The sequence below is a fragment of the Sulfuricaulis sp. genome, assembly GCF_040901545.1.
In the GTDB taxonomy this organism is placed as follows: domain Bacteria; phylum Pseudomonadota; class Gammaproteobacteria; order Acidiferrobacterales; family Sulfurifustaceae; genus Sulfuricaulis.
In genome coordinates, this window is the sequence record NZ_JBBDYL010000045.1 from 157404 (window position 1) to 180151 (window position 22748).

Annotated in this window: 20 protein-coding genes and 1 riboswitch; of the genes, 7 read left to right on the forward strand and 13 right to left on the reverse strand. The window is 58.9% G+C overall.

The genetic code is table 11. The features are described 5' to 3' along the window. Positions 1-4 precede the first annotated feature (4 nt). The 3 genes from ahcY to WD823_RS09145 all read right to left on the reverse strand — a co-directional run bounded on the left by ahcY (position 5) and on the right by WD823_RS09145 (position 3265). Positions 5-1429: an adenosylhomocysteinase gene (ahcY, locus tag WD823_RS09135; RefSeq protein WP_368429174.1), complete on the reverse strand. Its 1425-nt coding sequence runs from the start codon at positions 1427-1429 to the stop codon at positions 5-7. Between the two features lie 16 nt (positions 1430-1445). Continuing rightward, a riboswitch (S-adenosyl-L-homocysteine riboswitch) is annotated at positions 1446-1533 on the reverse strand. A 33-nt stretch (positions 1534-1566) separates the two neighbouring features. Further along, positions 1567-2754 carry a methionine adenosyltransferase gene (metK, locus tag WD823_RS09140; RefSeq protein ID WP_368429175.1) on the reverse strand — a complete coding sequence of 396 codons (1188 nt, stop codon included), beginning with the start codon at positions 2752-2754 and terminating at the stop codon, positions 1567-1569. 100 nt (positions 2755-2854) lie between these two features. Further along, positions 2855-3265 (reverse strand): rhodanese-like domain-containing protein, encoded by a 411-nt coding sequence (locus WD823_RS09145; protein ID WP_368429176.1) that lies wholly within the window; start codon positions 3263-3265, stop codon positions 2855-2857. 66 nt (positions 3266-3331) lie between these two features. Between WD823_RS09145 and WD823_RS09150 the strand changes: the two genes are divergently transcribed. Continuing rightward, positions 3332-4096, forward strand: coding sequence for a tRNA 2-thiocytidine biosynthesis TtcA family protein (locus tag WD823_RS09150; protein ID WP_368429177.1), 765 nt, complete (start codon positions 3332-3334; stop codon positions 4094-4096). A gap of 84 nt (positions 4097-4180) precedes the next feature. Here WD823_RS09150 and WD823_RS09155 read toward each other — a convergent pair whose 3' ends face one another. Genes WD823_RS09155 through WD823_RS09165 form a run of 3 tightly spaced genes read right to left on the reverse strand, consistent with a single transcriptional unit; the run spans position 4181 to position 7385 of the window. Continuing rightward, complete coding sequence (locus WD823_RS09155; protein WP_368429178.1) at positions 4181-5020, reverse strand: M48 family metallopeptidase; 840 nt, start codon at positions 5018-5020, stop codon at positions 4181-4183. Positions 5021-5031: 11 nt separating this feature from the next. Further along, positions 5032-5538 carry an SH3 domain-containing protein gene (locus WD823_RS09160; protein ID WP_368429179.1) on the reverse strand — a complete coding sequence of 169 codons (507 nt, stop codon included), beginning with the start codon at positions 5536-5538 and terminating at the stop codon, positions 5032-5034. Then, complete coding sequence (locus tag WD823_RS09165) at positions 5535-7385, reverse strand: CHASE2 domain-containing protein (RefSeq protein ID WP_368429180.1); 1851 nt, start codon at positions 7383-7385, stop codon at positions 5535-5537. The genes WD823_RS09160 and WD823_RS09165 overlap by 4 nt, the downstream gene beginning before the upstream one ends. Positions 7386-7459: 74 nt before the next feature. Here WD823_RS09165 and WD823_RS09170 point away from each other — a divergent pair, with 74 nt between their 5' ends. Further along, complete coding sequence (locus WD823_RS09170; protein WP_368429181.1) at positions 7460-8425, forward strand: lipid A biosynthesis acyltransferase; 966 nt, start codon at positions 7460-7462, stop codon at positions 8423-8425. Continuing rightward, the gene (locus tag WD823_RS09175) at positions 8418-9332 is read left to right on the forward strand and encodes a lysophospholipid acyltransferase family protein (protein ID WP_368429182.1); all 915 of its coding nucleotides are present in this window, start codon (positions 8418-8420) and stop codon (positions 9330-9332) included. The genes WD823_RS09170 and WD823_RS09175 overlap by 8 nt, the downstream gene beginning before the upstream one ends. An 85-nt stretch (positions 9333-9417) precedes the next feature. Here WD823_RS09175 and WD823_RS09180 read toward each other — a convergent pair whose 3' ends face one another. The 7 genes from WD823_RS09180 to def all read right to left on the reverse strand — a co-directional run bounded on the left by WD823_RS09180 (position 9418) and on the right by def (position 16935). Next, the gene (locus WD823_RS09180; RefSeq protein ID WP_368429183.1) at positions 9418-9729 is read right to left on the reverse strand and encodes a tetratricopeptide repeat protein; all 312 of its coding nucleotides are present in this window, start codon (positions 9727-9729) and stop codon (positions 9418-9420) included. 2 nt (positions 9730-9731) lie between these two features. Further along, the gene (locus tag WD823_RS09185; protein ID WP_368429184.1) at positions 9732-11099 is read right to left on the reverse strand and encodes a sigma-54-dependent transcriptional regulator; all 1368 of its coding nucleotides are present in this window, start codon (positions 11097-11099) and stop codon (positions 9732-9734) included. Then, on the reverse strand, positions 11096-13477 hold the full coding sequence (locus WD823_RS09190) for an ATP-binding protein (protein WP_368429185.1): 2382 nt from the start codon (positions 13475-13477) through the stop codon (positions 11096-11098). The genes WD823_RS09185 and WD823_RS09190 overlap by 4 nt, the downstream gene beginning before the upstream one ends. Further along, positions 13459-14028 carry a DUF4390 domain-containing protein gene (locus tag WD823_RS09195; RefSeq protein ID WP_368429186.1) on the reverse strand — a complete coding sequence of 190 codons (570 nt, stop codon included), beginning with the start codon at positions 14026-14028 and terminating at the stop codon, positions 13459-13461. Before WD823_RS09195 ends, WD823_RS09190 begins: the two co-directional genes overlap by 19 nt. Further along, a complete protein-coding gene (rsmB, locus tag WD823_RS09200; protein ID WP_368429187.1) occupies positions 14006-15355 on the reverse strand; it encodes a 16S rRNA (cytosine(967)-C(5))-methyltransferase RsmB in 1350 nt (449 codons plus the stop codon). The genes WD823_RS09195 and rsmB overlap by 23 nt, the downstream gene beginning before the upstream one ends. Then, positions 15355-16284, reverse strand: coding sequence for a methionyl-tRNA formyltransferase (fmt, locus tag WD823_RS09205; RefSeq protein ID WP_368429188.1), 930 nt, complete (start codon positions 16282-16284; stop codon positions 15355-15357). The genes rsmB and fmt overlap by 1 nt, the downstream gene beginning before the upstream one ends. 63 nt (positions 16285-16347) lie before the next feature. After that, positions 16348-16935: a peptide deformylase gene (gene def, locus WD823_RS09210; RefSeq protein ID WP_368429189.1), complete on the reverse strand. Its 588-nt coding sequence runs from the start codon at positions 16933-16935 to the stop codon at positions 16348-16350. 308 nt (positions 16936-17243) lie between these two features. On the opposite strand from def, the gene WD823_RS09215 reads away from it, so the two are divergent. From WD823_RS09215 to topA, 4 genes are all read left to right on the forward strand, one after another. Beyond that, positions 17244-18353, forward strand: a complete 1110-nt coding sequence (locus WD823_RS09215) for a LysM peptidoglycan-binding domain-containing protein (protein ID WP_368429190.1) — start codon at positions 17244-17246, stop codon at positions 18351-18353. A 156-nt stretch (positions 18354-18509) separates the two neighbouring features. Then, entirely contained in the window at positions 18510-19640 is a 1131-nt protein-coding gene (gene dprA, locus WD823_RS09220) for a DNA-processing protein DprA (protein WP_368429191.1), read from the forward strand. 26 nt (positions 19641-19666) lie between these two features. Then, positions 19667-20149 (forward strand): DUF494 family protein, encoded by a 483-nt coding sequence (locus WD823_RS09225; protein ID WP_368429192.1) that lies wholly within the window; start codon positions 19667-19669, stop codon positions 20147-20149. A 211-nt stretch (positions 20150-20360) separates the two neighbouring features. Continuing rightward, entirely contained in the window at positions 20361-22688 is a 2328-nt protein-coding gene (gene topA, locus WD823_RS09230) for a type I DNA topoisomerase (protein WP_368429193.1), read from the forward strand. The last annotated feature ends 60 nt before the right edge of the window (positions 22689-22748 follow it).

The window sequence follows — 22748 nt, forward strand, 5'->3', positions numbered from 1 at the left end:
CGTATCAGTAACGGTAGTGATCCGGTTTGTAGGGCCCGTCCACCGACACATTGATGTATTGGGCCTGTTCCGTGGTCAGGCCTGTGAGCTTGGCCCCGATTTTCATCAGGTGCAGGCGCGCGACTTTTTCATCCAGTTTTTTAGGCAGTACGTAGACCTGATTCTTGTAGTTCTGGTAATGGCTATAGAGCTCGATCTGCGCGATGACCTGATTACTGAACGAGGCCGACATTACGAACGACGGATGTCCCGTGGCACAGCCCAGGTTCACGAGACGACCCTTGGCCAGCACGATGATCTTTTTCCCGTCGGGAAAGATGACGTGATCCACTTGCGGCTTGACCTCTTCCCAGCGGTAGTTTTTTTCCAGCGATGCCACGTCTATTTCCGAATCGAAGTGGCCGATATTGCACACGATGGCCTCGTGCTTCATGGCTTTCATGTGGCTGTGGTTGATGACGTGCACGTTGCCGGTGGCGGTGACGAAGATGTCGCCCTTGTCCGCCACTTCGTCCATAGTGACCACGCGATAGCCTTCCATGGCTGCCTGCAACGCATTGATGGGGTCGATTTCGGTGATCCATACGGTCGCGCCCAAGCCGCGGAACGCCTGGGCACAACCCTTGCCGACGTCGCCGTAGCCGAGCACCACGCAGATCTTGCCGGCGATCATCACGTCGGTGGCACGCTTGATGCCGTCGATGAGTGACTCGCGGCAGCCGTAAAGATTGTCGAATTTGGATTTGGTGACCGAGTCATTGACATTCATCGCCGGGAACATCAGCTCGCCGCGTTCCTGCATCTGGTACAAGCGGTGCACGCCGGTCGTCGTTTCTTCGGTCACGCCGCGTAGGCCCGACGCGACCTCGGTCCACTTCTTCGGGTTGGCGGCGAGACTCTGCTTGAGCAGCGCCAGGAACACCTTCCATTCCTCGTTCGCGTTCTGCTCGGGATTCGGCACTTTACCGGATTTCTCGAATTCCACGCCCTTGTGCACCAGCATGGTGGCGTCGCCGCCGTCGTCGAGGATCATGTTCGGCCCTTTGCCGCCCGGCCAGGTGAGCGCCTGCTCGGTGCACCACCAGTATTCCTCGAGCGTCTCGCCCTTCCACGCGAATACCGGGGTGCCGGCGGCGGCGATCGCCGCCGCGGCGTGATCCTGGGTGGAGTAAATGTTGCACGACGCCCAGCGCACTTCGGCCCCAAGCGCCACGAGAGTCTCGATCAGCACCGCGGTCTGGATGGTCATGTGCAGCGAGCCGGAGACGCGCGCGCCTTTGAGCGGTTTCTGCGCGCCGAACTCCGCGCGCAAGGCCATGAGACCCGGCATCTCGGTCTCGGCGATCTGGATTTCCTTGCGGCCCCAGTCGGCGAGCTTGATGTCCGCGACCTTGTAATCGGTGAACTTCGGATTGACGACAGCGTTCATGATGCTAGCTCCGTGAATTGAGCGAGCGCCGTTGTTTTAACCGGCGTTCTCTCCGAGCCTGGCCCCAGCGAAAAGCTTTGGGGGTTGCAACGCTCCTCGGAGAGCAACGCCTCACCGTCATGGCGACATGTGAAATATTATGCGGAAGCCGCGCTCCGCGCCTTGATACCGGCGGCATCACGCAAGAGTTCGGCTTTGTCGGTGCGCTCCCAGGTGAAAGAGGGTTCGGTGCGGCCGAAGTGACCGTAGGCAGCGGTCGGGAAATAAATCGGTTGCAACATGTCGAGCATTTGAATGATGGCCTTGGGGCGCAAATCAAAGTGCACGCGGATGAGTTGTTCAATTTTATCGTCCGGAAGCTTCCCGGTACCGAAGGTATCGACATGGATCGACACGGGTTGTGCCACACCGATGGCATAGGCCATCTGGATTTCGCAGCGCTCCGCAAGACCGGCGGCGACAACGTTCTTGGCCACGTAGCGTCCGGCGTACGCGGCCGAGCGGTCCACCTTGGACGGATCCTTGCCGGAAAAGGCCCCGCCGCCGTGTCGTGCCATACCGCCGTACGTGTCCACGATGATCTTGCGGCCTGTCAGTCCGCAATCGCCCACCGGACCGCCGATCATGAAGTTGCCCGTGGGGTTGATGAAATATTTGATATCTTTGCCGAGCCATTCGCGGGGCAGGACGGGTTTCACGATTTCCTCGATGACCGCCTCCTTGAGGTCAGCGTACTTGGTACCCGGCGCGTGCTGCGTGGACAGAACCACGGCGTCAATTCCGATGGGCTTGTGGTTGACATATTTGACCGTCACTTGCGATTTGGCGTCGGGACGCAACCAGGGCAGTTTGCCACACTTGCGCATTTCAGCCTGTCGCCTGACCAAGCGGTGCGCGAGCGTGATCGGCATCGGCATCAACACATCGGTTTCGTTGGCGGCGTACCCGAACATCAATCCCTGGTCGCCGGCGCCCTGTTCGAGGTCGAGTCCTTTGCCTTCGTCCACGCCTTGCGCGATGTCGGGTGACTGCTTGCCCACGGCGCTGACCACGCCGCAGGAATCCCAGTCAAACCCCATGCCGGCGGAATAGCCGATGTGCTTGATGGTTTGGCGCGCGATCTGGTCGAAGTCCACAATCGCGTCGGTCGTGATTTCACCGGCAACCACCACCAGGCCGTTTTTTACCAGGGTTTCACAGGCCACGCGCGCCATTTTGTCCTGCTTCAAAATGGCGTCGAGGACCGCGTCGGAAATCTGGTCACAGACCTTGTCCGGATGTCCTTCCGATACGGATTCAGAGGTAAACAGAAAACTGTCTGTCATAGCCACTCCATCTTAGCTCAATTATAAAACTGCAGGACCGCGCAGTTTACCAATCCGGCTCGCGTTTGACACGCTTTAACTCCCCTCGCGAGCGGGTGTCTCAACACTGTTCCCAGGGAAGACCGTGATAACGCCAGCCACCCTTGCTGCTGCGATGATGGTGTTCGTCAAGCGCCCCTTCAAACCCCCCGGCGACATTGTAAACATCCTTGATTCCTGCCTTGATCAATACTCGCCCGGCCTCGAGCGAGCGTACCCCGCTGCGGCAGATCAGCACCACGGGCGCCGCCCCGCTGGCACCCCCGAGCATGGCCTGGCGTACCAGGGTGATGAAATTCGGGTTTACTTTCCAGTCCGGTTCGTCAATCCACGGGATGTGGATTGCCCCCGGCGGATGACCGACAAACAGGTATTCCATATGCGAACGCACGTCGATGAACACGGCGTTCGGATGTTCCTGGATGAACTTATAGGTCTCTTTGGGAGACAGGGTTTTGACTTCTTCGCTCATGTTGGCCTTAACAAATGTTACTCTGCCCTATGCACAAATTATTCTGATTGGGCATACTGGGAGAATATGCTAGCTCCCGATACGCTACCCATACCGGTTTCCATTCCTCGGCCGCCCCGTCCCCTGTTGCGCGCCGCCAGGGAAGCCATCGCCGATTACAGCATGATCCATCCGGGCGACCGTGTCTTGCTGGGCCTGTCGGGCGGCAAAGACAGCCTGTCGTTGCTCCACGTACTGCGGCATTTGCGGGACAAGGCACCGGTTCGCTTCGAGCTCGGTGCGGCCACCGTGGATCCAGGCATCGAAGGTTTTGATCCGTCGTTCTTGAAAGAATATGTCCCCGCACTGGGCGTTCGCTATTTTTACCGCCGTCACGATATCGTGGGCCGCGCGCTCAAGACCATGCGTGGCAATTCATTCTGTGCCTATTGCTCCCGCATGCGCCGTGGAATTCTCTATGACACAGCACGCAAACAGGGCTTCAACGTCTTGGCGTTGGCGCACCATTTGGATGATCTCGCGGAATCATTCCTGATGAGCGCCTTTTTTGGCGGCCGCCTACACACCATGAAGGCTCATTATGTGAACGATGCCAAAGATCTGCGCGTTATTCGTCCCTTCATCTACGTGCGCGAACGCCAGACCGCTGATTTTGCCCGGCGCGGGAATCTCCCGGCTATTATGGACAATTGTCCGGCCTGTTTCCGCATGCCCTCGCAACGGATGCAGATAAAATCGTTATTAGCTCAGCAGGAAAAAACCAATAAGACCATATTTTCAAGTTTACTGACAACAATCAAACCACTGATAGTCGATAAAATACATTATTAATTTAAAGTTATCCCACTTTTCTATAATTTTTCAGATAAAACAGGATGCGTTATTCTTAATTATGTTAAATGTTGTAAACACATCCTATTTCTGCGGCTTATATCTGGAAATGTGGGATTTAATTATCTCTGAAAAGCGATTTTCCACCTTGGGTTGGCTAATATAGCGGTCAAAATGGGTATCCATGGAGTCTGTAAGCAACTCCAGTCGTGTTCCAGAATCGGGGTGGGTTTTGAACATGAGCGCCACCGCATTATCCTTCGGATTAATGGAGGAAAGTGTTTGTAGCACGGATGGCAGCCCATAAGGATCGTATCCAGCCCGCGACGCGAGTACTACACCCATGCGATCGGCGGCAAACTCATCCTCCTTATCCAGTCCACGCGCGAAGATTTCAGTCCCGGTGCTGACCAGCTTGGCGTATTCAGGTTTATTGCGGCTCAGAGCCTCACCCGCCATGCCGGCCAGAGCCCCTTTGCGCATGGTGTTCAGGGCATGCTTTTCGACTACGTGACTGATTTCATGCGCCAGCACCCCGGCCAGCTCGGCTTCATCCCGCATGCGCAGCAGCATGCCACGCGTGATGAATACAAATCCGCCCGGTGTCGCGAAGGCATTGACACCGTCCGTGTCCAGCACGCCGAAATGCCAGGGTAAGGTCGGCCGGTCGGAATGGAGCGCGATCCACATGCCGATTTTGTTGACATACGATTGCAACGCCGGATCGTTCACCGGCGGTGCCGCGCCGAGAAGGTTGGCGGCCACGTCCCTGCCAAGATTGATTTCATCTTTTTCCGAAGTCGACTTGAGCGGCTCGAGTTTCTTGCCGATGTCACGCAATTTGTCGAGATTGAAGGCTGACGCCGGCAGTGGCACGGCCAACGAGAGCGCAATAAGGATCAACGCCGTTTTGAAAATCGTCATGGATTCATCCTTCATGGCTTATTCAGATACGGCACGTCCGTGTCTTTTAACCCTGCCTGCCGCGCATAATCCCTGACTGTTGCATCGTTGGCGCGGTGCCCCGCCAAGGCTTCCACTGCTTTGGGATTTGGTTTCGCCGACTTAAGTTCTTCGGCACTCAGTCCGCGGATACCGGTGGTGGCGACAATCCCCGATGATCCCGACCGTCCTGTCTTGCCGACATTTTTCAGCATCTCCAATCCTTCGCCGGAGCCCTTCGCTTCCGGTCCTTCGCCAGATCGGACCTGGTGCAGCCGTACCCAGCCGGTCTTGTTTTTCCCGGATATCTTCAGCCAACCGCCGCGACGCTCGAGGATCACCACCGAGGTGTTCGATGGCAGTTGTCCGGCCTGCGCCGCATCGCGGTACGGCGTGGCCATCAAATCCACGGCCGTGCGCGTGGTGCCCGCTTCCTTGGCAAAAGCGGCACCAAGGGCAGCGAGCCCGATGGAAAATACGAAGGACTGTAATAGTTTCATGATGACTCCCATTTCGGCTCGTAAAGTTGAACTTCGGATTCCTTGCCCTTGAGTTTCACGAGTCCGTGATCAACAAAAGTGTATTGCGTTTGACACGCGTCCCGCACGGCGGCGGATACCAGTATCCGGCAGCGTCCGCGCGTGGCACCCTCGATGCGGCTTGCGGTATTCACCGTATCGCCGATCACGGTGTAATCCTGGCGGTGCTGCGGTGAGCCGATAAATCCTACCACGGCTTCACCGGTGTGGATGCCGATACCGACGTCAAAGTATTCACCGTCGGGACCGACTTGCTGCTTGAAGCGTATCAACGCCTGTTCCATCTCGCGGGCGCATGCCAGCGCGCGCAGCGCATGATCCGGCTGTTCCGTTGGGGCGCCCCAAAAGGCCATGATCGCATCGCCGATATATTTGTCCAGCGTCCCACCGTGCCGAAAAATAATCTCCACCTGGAGGCTGAAATAGCGATTGAGCAGTTCCACGATTTCCGGCGCCGATTTGCGCTCCGAGAGCGCGGTAAATCCCTGAATGTCGGAAAACAGCACCGTAATCTCCCGCTTCTGACCGGAAAGCGTGTCATGAGTTTCCCCCTGCTCCACCAGATCGGCCACCACGCGCGGATCGAGGAAGCGCGAAAAAAGCGTGGTCACGCGCTGACGGTTCTGGCGCTCGAGACGCCAGGCCCGCAGCGACGCCAGAAGATAGTAGAACCAGCCGCCGAACACCAACGGCACGACCACCGGTATTGCGAGGCGTGAATACACCAGCGCCGCCCAACAACCGATGGCGACCGCCAGCGTAACGCCGAGCCAGCTCACCCCAATCGTTAGCACACTCATGCCGCGCGCGAACGCCAGCGCCAGCATCGACAGAAATATGCCCGTCAGCAACGGCGCCACCCACCAAGCCAACTGATGGATACGCGCGCCGTTTTTAAGATTGTCGAGGGTGGTGGCGAGCACCTCGGTACCGGGAAAATTCGCTCCCATGGGTGTGAGCTTGAGGTCGTGCAGGCCCGAAGCGGTAGTGCCGATGATGATAATCTTGCCGCGGAACTCATCGCGCGGCCGTTGTGGTCGGCGACGTTCGAGATCGGTGAAAACATCGAAGAAAGAAACCGCCGTATAGGATTTGGCCGGTCCGTGCCAGGTCAGCATGATGTTCGCAGTATCCGCCACGGCATATCCCAGATCCTGCGCCACCCGGGCGGGCAAGGAGGGAATGTGCCAACCATATGCATCGAGATACAGGGGATAACGGCGGATGACCCCGTCGCTGTCGGCAAAGACATTGATGGTCCCGATCCGTCCCGTTTGGGCCAGCCCCGGCATGGGTAGCAGCAGGGAGGCGCGTGCCTCGGGGTCGGCCCCCGGTCCGCGCCGCGCGTTACCAAGGTTTTTCAAAGGAAAACCTTTTTCCCGGTCTGCCGGTTCCGGCGCGTCCAGGCGCACCATGGGAAAATAGACGTAGGGCAGGGCGGCGGCCGTACGAATGAAAAAAAGATCGTCAGCCACATGCTCTTTTTGCGGATCAATGAACAGGATATCGAACACGATCGCCGCCGGTTGCTGGCGCGCGAGCCCCTCCACCAGCTGGCCGAATACGGCGCGGGACCATGGATAACGCCCGTACTCGGGGACCATGGCCTCAAGCGTGGGCTCGTCGATATCGATCATGACGATGGCGGGGTCGGGGGGGAATCGCTCGGCGAGGCGGCGCAGGTTCCAGTCGAGGTAAAGGTTATCGAGCCGGCTGACGACGTCCCATTGCGAAGCCACCAACGCCACGATCCAGACGATGACGGCGAGAACAAACGGGGTGCGCCGCCGCGCCGTTTTTGCAATCATTGGTAAAGACTAACCCACCATGGAGCGGAGTCCAAGCCGCCGGGCGAACACACCCGGCGCACCATCGCCAATCGATGAATTCCACCGGCACAGCAAAAACCAAAACACCGGATCGTTCGTATTCTTCTCAGGCAGGCAAGCCCGCTCGCAGAAGTTATGCGCCGCGCTACTGGCCGAGCTGGCTATGGATATTTTTCTTGCGGTGGCTAGCGATGCTGCCGCTGTCGTGGTCGCGGCTTGCGGGCAGCGCGTTGGGTTTTCTCATGATGATCTCGAATAAAAAACGCCGCGAGATTGCGCGCATCAACATCGAGATGTGCTTCCCCCGGATGGAGCCGCGGGCGCGCCAGGAACTGCAGCGCGCGCATTTCCGTGTCACCGGCCAGTCGTATGTCGATCTCGGGTTTCTGGCATGGGCCGCGCGCGCGCGGCTTGAGCGCAAAACCGAGTATCTCGGATTGGATCATTATCAGGCCGCACTGCAAAGCGGGCGTCCCGTCATTCTGCTGGTGCCGCATTGCGTCGGAATAAATTTCGGCGGGGCGATGCTGAGCCGCTGGCATCCGGCGTGCACCATGGTCAAGGCTCAGCCGAACCCAGTCATCAACTGGTTGCTGGCGCGTGGCCAAACCCGCTATGGCGCTCGGCTGATTGAGCGGCGCGAAGGGTTGCGTCCGGTGCTGCGCGCGCTCAACCAGGATTTGAGTTTTCACTATTCCCCGGACGAGGACTTTGGCGCGGCACGCTCGGTGTTCGTCGACTTCTTCGGTGTGCCCACGGCGACGTTGCCCATCCTCGGGCGCCTGGCGCGTTCGGCGAATGCGCTGGTGGTCCCGTGCATGACGCGCCTGACCGACAAGGGATATGAAGTAAAGTTTTGGCCGGCCCTGGCAAATTATCCGACGGGAAACGAAATGATGGATGCCGCGCACATGAATGCCGCCATGGAGGCCGGCCTGCGTGAGATGCCGGAGCAATACATGTGGACTTTCAAGATCTTCAAAACCCGTCCGGGCGGCGCTCCCTCACCTTATGGATAAGGACAGTCTGACCCGTTATTTACGGCCGCGATACGGGCTCTCTTGGATCGGGCTGGGTTTCATGCGCCTGATGAGCTGGCTGCCATTGCCGCTGATTGCCGTCTTGGGTGGAGGCCTCGGGATGTTGCTGTATGCATTACATGCACCGCGCCGACACATCGTGCACGTCAACATCCGGAGATGCTTTCCGGAACGGACGCCGGCGGAACAGACGCGGATCGCGCGCCGGCATTTCCGCGCTTTCGGCCAGACGCTGCTCGATATCGGCGTTTCATGGTGGGCGTCGGAATCGCGCCTGCGGCGGATCACCCGATTTCGCGGCCGCGAACATTTCGACAGTGCCCTGCGCGACAAGAAAAACATCATCTTGCTCGCACCGCACTTTCTCGGGCTCGACATCGGCGGCATACGCATCTCGGCGGACAGGCCGATAGTTTCGGTGTTCCGCCATCCGGTCAATAAGCTGTTTGCTGCTGTCGTATATCGGGCTCGCACCCGCTTCGGGGCGCATTTGGTGGAGCACAACAAGCCGTTCACCACGCTGGTGCGCATGGTTCGCTCCGGTATGCCGCTTTACTATTTGCCGGATCAGGACGCCGGCCGGCGCAACTCGGTTTTCGCCCCGTTCTTCGGCATTCCCGCCGCGACCTTCGTGGTGTTGCCGCGGCTCGCCGAGATGACGAACGCCGTGGTGATTCCGTGCCTCACCCGCCAACTGTACTGGGGGCGCGGTTACGAGATCGAGTTCCGCCCGGCGTTGAAAGATTTCCCCTCCGGCGATCCGGTTGCCGACACCACGCGCATGAACAAGGAAATCGAAATTGCGGTGAGGGAAAAGCCGGAACAGTATTTTTGGCTGCATAAAAGATTCAAGACCCGCCCGAATGGCGAGCCGGATTTTTATTAGTGAGTCGGCTGCGCCGACGATGAAAAGCTAATGGCGGAGCTACCCGCAAATATGCAGTTGAGCGCGGGCGAAGCCCGCTCCACATTTACTTCTGCAATCGTTTCAAAAAAACCGTCATCTCTTTTGCCGCCTGAATGTCGCCTTTTTCTTCCGCCACTTTAATCCCGTCTTCATAGGCACTGATCGCTTCGGCTTGTTGTCCAGCTTGAGCGAGAGCCTTGCCGAGCAGCTTCCACGCGGCGGAGTATTTCGGGTCTTTCGCCACGGCTTGGCGCAGTTGTACAGCGGCCTTGTCGGGCTGGTTGAGTTTCAGGTATTCGGCGCCGAGGCTGTAGCGCAGCAGCGCGCTGTCCTGGCCGCGCGCGAGCATGGCTTCCAGGTTATCGACAATGGCCATCGTTATTCCCTGGGCGGTTTGGGATTTACGCCGAGTTGCTTGAGTTTTCGATACAGGTGGGTGCGTTCCATGCCGGACAGGCGCGCCACCTCGGCGACGTTGCCGCCGGTGCGCTTCAGGTGATGCTCGAGGTACGCCTTTTCGAAATGGTCGCGGGCGTCACGCAGCGGCAATTCCATCAGTGTCGGCGGGTAGGCCTCGGCGGAGACCGGGGGCGATCCGCCCAGCGTCTGCTCGACCTCGGCTTCCGTCACTTCTTCCCCGCGATTCAGGATCAGCAACCGTTGCACCATGTTTCGCAATTCGCGCACATTGCCCGGCCATGAGTAATTGCGCAGCAGGTTGAGCGCGCCCGTGGTGAACTTGCGATACGGCAGGTGTTCATTGTCTGCCATCCAGTTGACGTAGAAATTAATGAGTTCCGGCACGTCTTCGTGGTGTTCGCGGAGCGAGGGCACGCGCAAGGGCACGACGTTCAGGAGATAGTAAAGGTCTTCGCGGAAAGTTTTTTCCTCCACCACCGTCGGCAAATTCTTGTCGCTGGCGGCGATGATGCGCACGTCGAGTTCGATCGGCTCGTGTCCGCCGACGCGTGTAAATCGCTTCTGTTCGAGGACATCGAGCAGCCGTGCCTGTGTGGTGGAATCAAGATGGCTTATTTCATTCAGCAGCAAGGTGCCGGTCACCGCCTGCTCGAAGCTGCCCGGATTGATCGTCCCTCTTTGCTCCTGTCCGAACAGCTGCGCCGCCAGCTGCGCGGGGGAAACCGCGGCGAGACTGACTTCGACGAAGGGGGAGTTTTTGCGCGCGCTGTGTGCGTGCAGGTAGCGCGCCGCGTTCGCCTTGCCGCTGCCGGGCTCGCCGGTGATGAGCACCCACGCGTCGGTTGCGGCAATCCGCTCGATGTCCTCCCGCAGTTGCTGCATGAGCGGGCTTTTGCCGATCAGCGTGCTGGCCGGTTCGGATTGGCGGCGCAGTCGCAGGTTCTCGCGCCGGAGCTTGTCGTTTTCCAGCGCGCGCTCCACGGTGACCAGCAGCTTGCCCGTGGATAGGGGTTTTTCAATGAAATCGTAGGCGCCGAGCCGGGTAGCCTCGACCGCCGTCTCGACCGTTCCGTGTCCCGAGATCATGATGACCGGTATTTCGAGATTGCCGGAATCGGACCATTCCCGCAGCAGGCTGATGCCGTCGGTGTCCGGCATCCAGATATCGAGGAGCACGAGGTCCGGCCGCTGCTTCTTGAAAGCGTCCCTTGCCGCTCCGGCGTTTTCCGCCGTGACCACCTTGTAGTGTTCGTCCTCGAGAATTTCCTGCACCAGGCGGCAGATATCCGGTTCATCGTCCACCACCAGGATATATCCGGGATTCATGCCTTTCCGTCCTTGGGTCCGTAAGCGTGCCATTCGTGTCGCACTTCTTTCTCCGCGCGCGCGGACGATTGGTCATAGGACGCATCGCCCGTCAGCGTGCTTTCGCCGATCGGCAGGCGGATGACGACACAGGCGCCGCGTTCGGCGAGATTCTCGACATAAATGATTCCCCCGTGTTCCTCGACGATGCGTTTGACGATGGCCAGTCCCAACCCGGTGCCCTTTTCCTTGGTGGTGACATACGGTTCGTACAGGCGCGACAGCAGCGCCTCGGGGAAGCCGGGCCCGTTGTCTTGCACCTTCAGTTCGACAAAACGATGGACATTTTCCGCCACCAGGCGGGTGCTGAGCTGGATCCGGGGGTTGGGTGTCGACGTAAGCGCATCGTGCGCGTTGATCAATAGGTTGTGCAGCACCTGTCGCAACCGGCCCGGATCGGCCGAGATGCGGGGCAGGTCGGCATCAAGATGGAGCTTGGTTGCCATGGGTCGAAGCAGTCTCACCAAATCATTTTTTTCCGCGGCCCGGCGCAACGGAACCACGCCTTCGACGGCTTGTCCGTGTTCGTTCTTGTAGAGCTCCACCACATCACGTATCAGTCCGTTCAGGTCGACCGGCTGCGACTGCATCTGGGCCGAGCGCGCGTACTCGGAGAAATCCTTGACCATGGATTTTAGCGCTTCGACCTGTTCAATGATCGTGCGCGTGGCGCGGTCGAGCGCGATCCGCTCGTCGTCCGACACCGCGCGAAGATATTTGTGACGAATGCGCTCGGCGGACAGCTGAATGGGCGTGAGCGGATTCCTGATTTCGTGCGCCATGCGCCGTGCGACCTCGCCCCAGGCCGCGTCGCGCTGCGCCTGGATGAGCATGGTGATGTCGTCGAATACCACGACATAACCGCCGCGTTTCCCGCGCCAGGAGGGAAGCGAAGTGCCGTGCAGCATCAGCGTTCGGCGCTGATTATTCACTGACAGCTGGATCTGTGTCTGCCACTCGTTTTCGCCGGCGGCCGCCGCCCGCTGGACGATCTCGGTGAGCGGCCGGAGCGCCGGATAGGTCTCGCCCAGCCAGGCCAGCGACTTGCGCTCGGCAGTCTTGAGATCGGCGCCGAGAATCTGGCCGGCGGCCGCATTATGCGTGCGCAGCAGCAGGCGCTGGTTGAATGTCAGCACGCCCGAGGAAAGGTGACCCAGCACGGTTTCGAGGTAGGCGCGCTGAATCTCGGCTTCCTGCTGGCTGCGCTTGGTCTGCGTCTGCGCGCGATGAATGCGGTGCGTCATCTCGTTGAAGGATCCGACCAGGATCCCGATCTCGTCCTTGCTTGTGACCGGAATCTGCATCTGGTAATCGCCCCGTGCCACCGCGCGCGTGCCCTCGGCCAGTTCGCGGATCGGCGTGGTGAGACGGCGGGCGGAGAAGATCGCCGCCCAAACTGCAATCAGCAGGGTGAGCAGGGCGATCAGGGACAGCGTGAGCGTGAACCCGAACTTGAGCGGCCCGCGCAGGTACACGAGCTTTTCATATTCGGCGAAGGCCGTTTGCACCGATTCGCCCAATTTTGTATAGCGTGGCGGCAAGGCTTGCAAAACCTGCAATACCCGCAGCGGCGCGCTCACATCGCGTGTACGCACCGGAATCACGACGCGCAATCGCAGGCCCGATTTGCCGATGGCGTCGATGTTGGCGTAGGTCTGTCCTTGACGCGCCTGCGCGAGGACCGTGTCGCTGGGACGACTCGGCACCAGCGAACCGGTTTCGAAATTTGCCTCGCTCACCGAGGCAATGATTCTTCCATCCTGGGAGAAAAGCGTCAGTTCCGTGATGTTGTATTGTTCCCGCAGCAGGCTGAGCAGGGACAGCTCCGAGCGACCCGGAACCGGCTTCTCGCGCGGCAGCATTTCCAGTTCCACGGCCATTTCCTGAGTGTTTTTCACCAGGTCAAGTTTGAGCGCATCGAGCGCCGTGCGCCCGAGCAACAGGGCATCATCGAGGGCGCGTTCGATCCGGACGTCAAACCAGTTGTCGATTCCGCGGTTGAGCGTCTGGATCGAGAAGAAGAACACCACTGAGACCGGCAGCACCGCCAGCACCACGAACATCAACATCAACCGCAGGGTAAGCCTTGTGCCCATGACACGGGCGCGGTACTGCTCTACGAAATGCAACAGATTGAGCAAGATCAGCGCGAGCAGTAACAGCACGCCGAGAATATTTACCAGCAATAGCACTGAATACAGTCGCCCAAAAAGCGCCGAGTTCTGGGCCGCCGCGTTCATCATGACAAAAGCGGCGATCAGCAGCAGCGACAACACCACCAGCGGTGTCAATCCGGTGACATGGCGTGAGACGTAACGATTCAGTGCACTACTTTCCATGAGGTCCATCCACTGTTGAGATGCCAGGCAAACGAGGTGTAGGCCACCGGCCGCAGCGGGGTGGGCAGCGCTTCGATATCCAGGCTGACGCGAATATCCACGGAATAACCATCATCAGCGGGGATTTCGGGAAGTTCGAGTTTGAGATCATTCAGCGTGCCAAGTTGTTTGAGCGCCTCCGAGAGAGTCAGCAGGCTTTCACGGATTTCCGCATCGCCGGTGCCTGAACTGACCAGGTACTGGCCCGAAAGTGCGTGATACTGGATGCGTCGCTGCACCGTCCAGAAAATAATTTTTTTATCCCAAAAAAAGCGTCGCTGCTGGTACAGTTGAATTTCGATGACCACGTCCAACGGAATGCCCTTGCCCAGCGCCTCCTCGACTTTGGGGCTCAATCCCAAATCGAGATTGCCCGCAAGGACAAGAGATTTCTCGACGAACTTCGGCTGCACGTCGGTGACCTTGAATTCAGCCGTGACCTCACTCGTGAATCCCAAGGCAAGCACAGCGGCCGCAACGTATCGCCAATCACCGCTTACTAAGGCACGCATAGTAAAATCCATCCATTTCCGACTCCCCCGGTAAAATCTGTCGTCCGATCACCCGCGCCCGCCCGCTGTTCATCGGCAGGGATACTGCCACCGCCTCCGGATGACGCCGCAGGAAGACGGCCACCTGATCTTCGTTTTCCGCCGGCAGAATCGAGCAGGTCACGTACAGAAGCTTACCTCCGGGCTTGAGCAAGGGCCACAGCCCTTCAAGAATTCGTGCCTGCGCCGCGACGAGCCGCGGCAGGTCCTCGGGACGCCGCCGTACCTTGATATCCGGGTGCCGGCGGATAACGCCCATGGCGGAGCAAGGCACATCCACCAGTATCCGGTCAAACGGCCGGCCGTCCCACCAATCCGACGGTTCGCCGGCGTCACCGGTAAGGACTGTCGCCGGCAATCGCAAGCGCGATAAATTTTCATCGATCAACACCACTCGTGCCGGCTCCCGGTCGAGCGCCACCAGTTCGGCCAGCTCAGGTGTGTGCTCACGCAGGTGTCCGGTTTTTCCACCCGGCGCGGCACAGGCGTCGAGCACGCGCTCCCCCGCTTTCGCATCGAGCAAGACCGCGGCGAATTGTGCCGCCGCGTCCTGCACCGAGACCTCGCCTTGACTGAAACCGGGCAATTTGCTCACCGGCATGGGATTGGGCAGCAGGACCGCAGTTTCACTGTCAGCTAGCGGTTGGGCGGTGATGCCGCATGATGCGAGATGCGCCAGATATTGCGCGCGCGTTCGCTTTAGCCGGTTGACTCGTAGCACCATCGGCGGGCGTTCATCGTTCGCCCGCAGAATTTTCTCCCAGTCCTCGGGCCAGTGAGAACGGATTTCATCGAGCATCCACGCCGGATGACTGAACGCGGCCGATTCATTTGGGGCGATCTTTGCCTGGATGTCCGTTTCTTCCCGCAGGTAGGTCCGCAGGCAGGCGTTGATAAAATTTTTCGCCCAGGTTTTTTTCAGTGCGGCCGCGGCGCTCACCGTTTCTGTTACGGCGGCGTGTTTGGCCACGCGCATGTGGCGCAATTGATAAAGGCCCACGAGCAACAGCGCCTGCACATCCCGGTCTTTATCCTTGAGCGCTTTAGCGATGAGCAACCCGGCGATGAACTCAAGTTGGTGGAACCAGCGCAACACCCCGTATGCCATTTCCTGAATAAGCGCCGCCTCGCGTTGCTGTGCCGGTGGCAAGGCCAGGAGTGTTTCCTCCAGCACCGTGTCGAGGTAACGTGAATGCCCGACCACGGTTGCCACGACTTTGGCCGCCAGCGCACGCGGATTGATTCGTTTGGCAATCGGCCTATTGGCGCGCGTCGCAGTGCGTGTCATTATCCCAACCGGTCTCCCGCCGCGAGTTTGTGCCCATTGAGAAATTCACCCGCGGTCATAATTTTTCCACCTTCGGTTTGCAGCCGCGTGATCGTGATCGCTTCGTCACCGGTCCATACTAGAATGCCGGTGGCATCGGCCCGAGCGACCGTGCCGGGCGTGCCCGCAGGAGCACGGCCATGTTCCGGTGAGGCCGCATCCCACAAACGCAGGGTTTTGCCGTGCCAGGTAGTACAGGCCACCGGCCAGGGAACGAACGCGCGAATCTTGCGGTGCAGGACCCGGGCGGGCTGACGCCAGTCGATCGGCGCTTCCTCCTTGAGCAATTTCGTGGCATAGCAGGCATGGGCGTCGTTTTGCGGACGCGGCGTTATTTCGCCGCGCGCCAGACGGTCCAGAGTTGCGATCAGGGTCTCGGCGCCAAGCCGTGACAAACGATCATGCAGCGTTTGCGCCGTGTCATGCTCGTGAACGGGAGTCTGTGCTTGCGCCAGCACCGGACCGGTGTCGAGGCCAATTTCCATTTGCATGATGGTGACTCCCGTCACGGCATCACCCGCCTCGAACGCGCGCGCGATCGGCGCCGCGCCACGCCAGCGCGGCAGCAGCGAGGCGTGCACGTTAAGGCAACCGAACCGGGGAATGGAGAGAACACTGGCCGGGAGAATCTGACCGAAGGCGATGACAATGATGGCATCCGGCGCATCCGCGCGCAGACGAATGACTTCACCGATAAGGTTTTCCGGTTGGCGGATTTCGATGCCGTGTTTTTCCGCGCATTGCTTAACCGGACTAGAGATCGATCGGCGTCCGCGCCCGGCGGGACGGTCGGGCTGGGTGTATACGGCGATTATGTTATGCCCGGCGTGCTGCAGCGCTTCGAAAGCGGGGACGGAAAATTCGGGTGTCCCGGCAAATATCAGATTCATCGGCATGCATTTACCCCCCGGTTTGCACCACGCCTGTCCGAAATCGGGTTTAACAGCAGCCTTCTATAATATTTTGGAATTCAACCGGCCGGCGGCTGCCGACGGCTGGCGGTCGTCCGCGTACTGCCTGCGGGGTTCTCCGGCTCCCGGCCCTTGAGTCCGTTCGCGTTTTTGGAGTTTTTTGCGTATCCGCGTTTGTTTCAGGCGCGAAAGATAATCGACGAATACTTTGCCTTCGAGATGATCGATTTCATGCTGGATGCACGTGGCGAGCAGACCTTCGGTCTCCCGTTCGAACGGTTTGCCGTCACGATCGAGCGCCGTCACACGGATACGCCGGGCGCGTGTCACCGGCTCGAATATTCCGGGCACGGACAAACAGCCTTCTTCAAGCTCCTGTTCGCCTTCCCGGAAAGTAATTTCCGGATTGATGAAAATCTGGAGCTGATCGCGACCCTCGGAGATATCGATAACAATAATCCGCCATGGCTCGTTGATCTGGATGGCGGCGAGACCGATACCCGGCGCCTGATACATGGTTTCAGCCATGTCATCGACCAGCACGCGAACGGCATCGGTGACTTCCGCTACGGGATCGGCCCGGCGCCGCAAGCATGGGTCGGGATAGTGCAGGATGGTGCGAACCGTCATGGTTTTTTCAGCCCGGTGGCTAGCGCCACGGGATCCGGCGGCTAGCGCCCAGGGCCCGAGGCGAACGCTCCTTCGGCAATGGGCGCAGGTAGCCGCAGTGAACCCGGTTTCCTTGAGCGCTCCTGCCGCCGTCTCCGAAAGCGCTGCGCCACGGGATCCGGCGGCTAGTTTACTTCCTGTCAAATCGCATTATTATCAGTCTGGATGCTACTGAATAACAACAAAATTTGACGATAAATCAGGCTTGGCGTTGCACGCCAGCATGGACTACACTCAAACCGATATCAGATTACACGGAATGTGGACGAATGTCGCCTAAGCACCGATTGGGATTCAGATTCACCCCTTTTATTATTGCGCTGTTCCTGCTCTTTCCGGTACTCACATCGGCGGACACGGTGCAGCTCAAGCCCGATCACCCCGAACGCTACACGGTGGTCAAGGGAGACACGTTATGGGATATCTCGACGCGTTTTCTTAAAAGCCCCTGGCTATGGCCGAAAATCTGGAAGATCAACCAAGAGATCAAAAATCCCCATCTGATTTATCCCGGTGATGTGGTCGTGTTGCGCATGGTGGACGGCAAACCGGAGTTGTCCGTGTTACGCAAGGAAACTTTGCCGGTGCTTCCTGCTGTGATACCCAGACCGATGGAGGCCATGCCCGCGCCGGGAGACGGCCGCACGGTGAAGCTGTCACCGAGAGTACACAGTGAACCGCTCGACTCCGCCATCCCCACCATTCCTCCGAATGCCATCTTGCCTTTTCTGACGCGCCCGCTCGCGGTTGGCGAAAACGAACTCGATAAGGCGGGTTACATCACGATCGGTCTCGATGACCGTATTGCACTCGGTAACGACAGTCAATTCTACGCCCGCGGTCTGCAGGAAAACGAAACCGAGTTTTATCACGTCTTCCGTCCCGGGAATGCCATCCGTCATCCCGATACCGGTGAGTTGCTGGCATACGAGGCACTGTACCTGGGCGACGCCCGCCGTCTTGAGCCGGGCGACCCCAGCAAGCTCGTTATCACCCAGGTCAAGCAGGAAATCCTTCCAACCGATCGCCTGTTGGTGGCGCCGAAAAAGCCCTCGTTGCCGTATTACTATCCGCACGCGCCCAAAACCCTGGTGGAAGGCAGAATTGTTTCGGCGCTGAATGCGGTGGCGGAAATCGGGACTTATGCCGTGGTCGGTATTTCGCTCGGCACGCGCGAGGGTATCGAAGAAGGCACCGTGCTGCGGGTCATGCGTCATGTGGGGACGCACATGGATCCGATCACGCGCGAGCGTTACAAGTTGCCGGATGAGGAATCCGCACTGGTTTTGGTGTTCCGCACCTTCGAGAAAATAAGCTACGCGCTGGTCATGTCTTCCACACGCCCGGTGCATATGCTGGACGCGGTCATCACGCCCTAACGCCCTAACGTCGCGCACCGGGAGGCGGATTTTTTCGAAGGAAATTCTCCGGGCTGCCACAAGCGACAGTGTTCATTGAGTCGCCATGCCGAAAGTGCTGCGCAACGGCAACCGGCGGCTACATAAATTATTCCACCTTGGAGTAAACTGCGCGCCATGAACGGCGCGCCGACGCAAGCTGGTTCTCACGATTCCCTCAGTCTGTGGCTCACGCTGCAACGCCTGCCGGGCGCCGGATTGCGCACACAGCACGAACTGCTGGCACATTTCGGGTCGGTTGAAAAAATTTTTTCCGCTGGTCGCGGTTTGCTGGAACAGGTCCTAACCGGGAAAAACGCGGCCATCAACTCCATCCTTTCCGGACCCGATACAGCAGCGCTGAAGACTGATTTCGAGTGGTTAGGCGAGCCCGAGCATCATCTGCTCACCTGGGATGATCCCGATTATCCGCCGCTGCTGCGTGAAATTCCCGATCCGCCGGTCATGCTTTATATCATAGGTCAGCGGCGGATCCTCGCGCACCCACAGCTGGCCATCGTGGGCAGCCGCAATCCTACCCCCATGGGACGGGAAAATGCGCAGGCATTCGCCAAAGCACTGGCTCGCGCCGGGCTGGCGATCACCAGTGGTCTGGCGCTGGGGATCGATGGCGCGGCGCACCGCGGCGCGCTCGGGGCGGGGGGAAATACCATCGCGATAGCCGGAACCGGGCTGGACCGCGTATATCCGGCGCGGCATCGCGATCTGGCACACGACATTGTCAGGCATGGCGCGCTCGTTTCCGAATTTCCGCTGAATACACCGCCGTTGCCGGAAAATTTTCCAATACGCAACCGCATCATCAGCGGACTTTCGCTCGGCACGCTGGTGGTTGAGGCGGCGTTGCCAAGCGGCTCGCTGATCACGGCGCGCCTGGCAGGCGAGCAAGGCCGCGAAGTATTTGCGATTCCGGGTTCAATCCACGCACCGCAGAGCCGCGGCTGTCATGCGCTCATCCGTCAGGGCGCCAAGCTCGTGGAATCCGCGCAAGATATTCTTGAAGAGCTGGGACCGCTGGCCAGCGTGACGTTACCGGTCGAAAATGAAATCACCACCGCGCCACCCCTTTCCGATGCAAACATGAAGGCGCTGCTCGATCACATCGGGCACGATCCCGTCAGTGTCGACACTCTGATCGATCGCAGCGGATTGACGGCGGATGCCGTTTCCTCCATGCTGTTACAAATGGAGCTGAACGGATTCGTGTCACGGGGCCCGGGTGGCAAAGTCCACAGGATAATCCGTTAACACCATAGAGAGAGCACAGCCCACTGATGAAAGAAAATGTTTTCGATGTGCTGATGTATTTGTTCGAAAACTACATGGATGAAGGCGCTGAATTTCAGCCTGATCAGGAAGCACTCACCAATGAACTGACGCAAGCTGGATTTCGCCGCGGCGAAATCCGCAAGGCCCTTTCCTGGCTCGATGGATTGTCAGAATTGCGTGAGCACACCCATGTCACTTCACGGCCGGAAATTTCAGTCGCGATCCGGCATTACACGCAGGAGGAACGGGAGAAGCTTAATCCCGAATGCCGCGGTTATCTTCATTTCATGGAAGCCGGAGGCATGATCAATCCCGCCATGCGTGAGCTCGTGATTGATCGGCTGATGGCATTGGAAGTGGATGAAATCGCGCTCGATCAGCTCAAGTGGGTGATGCTGCTGGTACTGTTTAACCAGCCTGGACAGGAACATGCCTACCACATGCTCGAGGACATGGTGTTTGATGAAATGCAGGGACATCTGCATTGACCATCATCCTCCGGTCCCCTCATTTGTTGTTGCTTGTTCATTGCCTGTGTACTAGGACTTGACAAGACCCGCCTGTTATCGTCAACAATTCGCGCTTGACCGGTTCCGGGCGCCGAATAGGCAACGGGTCCTGTCGGCGGCGCGCGATACCGCCGCATAATTTTTTTCAATTGAATCGCGGTGGATTTTTATTGAGGGATTAGATTAAAGAATGTCAAAACATCTTATCGTAGTGGAATCGCCGGCCAAGGCGAAAACCATGAACAAATATCTGGGCAAGGATTTTACCTGTCTGGCCTCCTATGGCCATGTGCGCGATCTCATCCCGAAACAGGGCGCCGTTGAGACGGAGAACGATTTCGGGATGAAATACGAGTTGATCGAGAAGAATAAAAAGCACGTTGATGCCATCGTCAAAGCCATGAAAAAGGCCGATGCGCTGTATCTGGCAACCGACCCGGATCGCGAAGGCGAGGCCATATCCTGGCACCTGCACGAAATTCTGAAGGCGGAAGACGCCTTGGACGGTAAGCCGGTGCATCGGGTGGAATTCTTCGAAATTACCAAGAGCGCGATCCAGCACGCCATCACCCAGCCGCGGCAGTTATCCGAGAACCTCATCAATGCCCAACAGGCGCGCCGCGCGCTCGACTATCTCGTCGGCTTCAATCTCTCGCCCCTGTTGTGGAAAAAGGTGCGCCGCGGGCTGTCGGCGGGACGCGTGCAGAGCCCGGCGCTGCGTCTGATCGTTGAGCGCGAAGAGGAAATCGAGCGTTTTCAGGCACGCGAATACTGGACGATCGAATCCGACCTGGCTGCCCAGGGCAAGGATTTCGTCGCCCGGTTGACCCACTTCAACGGCGAAAAACTCGAGCAGTTTTCCATCGACAACGGCGCCCGTGCCGCGGAGATCGACACGGCCCTGCTAGCCGCGGCGCAAGGCCGGCTCGTCGTACTTTCAGTCGAGAAAAAACAGCGTCGCCGCAACCCGGCGCCGCCCTTCACCACCTCCACCCTGCAGCAGGAGGCCTCGCGCAAACTGGGTTTTTCCGCCCAACGCACCATGCGCACGGCACAGCAGCTGTACGAAGGCGTGGATCTCGGACACGGCGAAATCGTGGGTCTGATCAGCTACATGCGCACCGATGCGGTAAATCTGGCCAACGAGGCCGTGACCGAAATCCGGGACGTCATCAAAGACCGCTACGGCGCCGAAAACCTGCCGGACGAACCGATCCTATACAAGAACAAATCCAAGAATGCCCAGGAGGCGCACGAAGCCATCCGCCCGACTTCGGCGGCGCGGGCACCGGATTCCATCAAGGGCCACTTGAAGACGGATCAATTGCGTTTATACGAACTGATCTGGAAGCGTACCGTCGCCTGCCAGATGATGCCGGCATTGCTTGATACCGTCACCGTGGATCTCGCAGCCGGCGAAGGGAATGTTTTCCGCGCCAACGGTTCCACGGTGGTAAAATCCGGTTACATGTCGGTGTACCAGGAAGACATCGACGACAAACCCGCAGACTCGCCAGAAACCGCCGCCGACGAAAAACTGCTGCCCCCGATGGAGCAAGGCGAGTCCGTAGAACTCAAGCTATTGCGCCAGGAGCAGCACTTCACCGAACCGCCGCCGCGTTACTCCGAGGCGAGCCTCGTCAAGGCGCTGGAGGCCTACGGCATCGGCCGCCCGTCCACGTATGCGTCCATCATTGTCACGCTGGAGCGCCGCGAATACGTGACGCTTGATAACCGCCGGTTCCGGCCCACCGATGTTGGGCGCGTGGTTAATAAATTTCTTTCCGAACATTTTTCCCATTACGTGGATTACGACTTCACCGCGCGCATGGAGGACGATCTCGATGCCATCTCGCGCGGCGAGAAGGAATGGAAGCCGGTGCTCCAGGAATTCTGGACCGACTTCAAAAATCAGGTGAAGGACAAGGAAACCGTGGATCGCCCGGGTGTGGAGATGATGGACGAGGATTGTCCCAAGTGCGGCAAGAAACTGGCCAAGCGCCTCGGGCGCAACGGTTATTTTATCGGCTGCACCGGTTACCCGGATTGCAATTACACACGCAACGTCGACGACGCCGTGGGCGCCTCGAACGAACCCGAGATTGTGCCCGATCGCATGTGTCCCAAGTGCGAATCCCACCTGGTCATCAAGCGCGGACGTTACGGCCGCTTCATCGGCTGCAGCAACTACCCCAACTGCAAGCACATGGAGCCGCTCGAGAAACCAGCGGACACTGGCGTGGAATGCCCGGAGTGCAAACAGGCAACCATGCTCAAACGCAAGTCGCGCTACGGCAAGGTATTTTATTCCTGCGCGCGCTATCCGGATTGCAAGTACGCAGTCTGGAATCCGCCCATCAACGAACCCTGCCCCGACTGCGGCTGGCCGATCCTTTCCATCAAGACGACCAAACGACGCGGCACCGAAAAGGTCTGTCCGCAGAAGGAATGCCATTTTGCCGTTCCCTACGATGGCGAGATTCCGATCGCCGAGCCCAAGATTGCCGCTGGCGCGTGAGCTGCTCCGGCGGTGTGCCTGTCTGCTTTTCCTGATCACCGGCGTTCCGCCGACCTATCC

Bases quoted from the DNA above. Each gene is read 5' to 3' on its own strand.
- ahcY (WP_368429174.1), bottom strand. From the start codon at position 1,429: ATGAACGCTGTCGTCAATCCGAAGTTCACCGATTACAAGGTCGCGGAC.
- metK (WP_368429175.1), bottom strand. From the start codon at position 2,754: ATGACAGACAGTTTTCTGTTTACCTCTGAATCCGTATCGGAAGGACAT.
- WD823_RS09145 (WP_368429176.1), bottom strand. From the start codon at position 3,265: ATGAGCGAAGAAGTCAAAACCCTGTCTCCCAAAGAGACCTATAAGTTC.
- WD823_RS09150 (WP_368429177.1), top strand. From the start codon at position 3,332: ATGCTAGCTCCCGATACGCTACCCATACCGGTTTCCATTCCTCGGCCG.
- WD823_RS09155 (WP_368429178.1), bottom strand. From the start codon at position 5,020: ATGACGATTTTCAAAACGGCGTTGATCCTTATTGCGCTCTCGTTGGCC.
- WD823_RS09160 (WP_368429179.1), bottom strand. From the start codon at position 5,538: ATGAAACTATTACAGTCCTTCGTATTTTCCATCGGGCTCGCTGCCCTT.
- WD823_RS09165 (WP_368429180.1), bottom strand. From the start codon at position 7,385: ATGATTGCAAAAACGGCGCGGCGGCGCACCCCGTTTGTTCTCGCCGTC.
- WD823_RS09170 (WP_368429181.1), top strand. From the start codon at position 7,460: ATGAATTCCACCGGCACAGCAAAAACCAAAACACCGGATCGTTCGTAT.
- WD823_RS09175 (WP_368429182.1), top strand. From the start codon at position 8,418: ATGGATAAGGACAGTCTGACCCGTTATTTACGGCCGCGATACGGGCTC.
- WD823_RS09180 (WP_368429183.1), bottom strand. From the start codon at position 9,729: ATGGCCATTGTCGATAACCTGGAAGCCATGCTCGCGCGCGGCCAGGAC.
- WD823_RS09185 (WP_368429184.1), bottom strand. From the start codon at position 11,099: ATGAATCCCGGATATATCCTGGTGGTGGACGATGAACCGGATATCTGC.
- WD823_RS09190 (WP_368429185.1), bottom strand. From the start codon at position 13,477: ATGGAAAGTAGTGCACTGAATCGTTACGTCTCACGCCATGTCACCGGA.
- WD823_RS09195 (WP_368429186.1), bottom strand. From the start codon at position 14,028: ATGCGTGCCTTAGTAAGCGGTGATTGGCGATACGTTGCGGCCGCTGTG.
- rsmB (WP_368429187.1), bottom strand. From the start codon at position 15,355: ATGACACGCACTGCGACGCGCGCCAATAGGCCGATTGCCAAACGAATC.
- fmt (WP_368429188.1), bottom strand. From the start codon at position 16,284: ATGAATCTGATATTTGCCGGGACACCCGAATTTTCCGTCCCCGCTTTC.
- def (WP_368429189.1), bottom strand. From the start codon at position 16,935: ATGACGGTTCGCACCATCCTGCACTATCCCGACCCATGCTTGCGGCGC.
- WD823_RS09215 (WP_368429190.1), top strand. From the start codon at position 17,244: ATGTCGCCTAAGCACCGATTGGGATTCAGATTCACCCCTTTTATTATT.
- dprA (WP_368429191.1), top strand. From the start codon at position 18,510: ATGAACGGCGCGCCGACGCAAGCTGGTTCTCACGATTCCCTCAGTCTG.
- WD823_RS09225 (WP_368429192.1), top strand. From the start codon at position 19,667: ATGAAAGAAAATGTTTTCGATGTGCTGATGTATTTGTTCGAAAACTAC.
- topA (WP_368429193.1), top strand. From the start codon at position 20,361: ATGTCAAAACATCTTATCGTAGTGGAATCGCCGGCCAAGGCGAAAACC.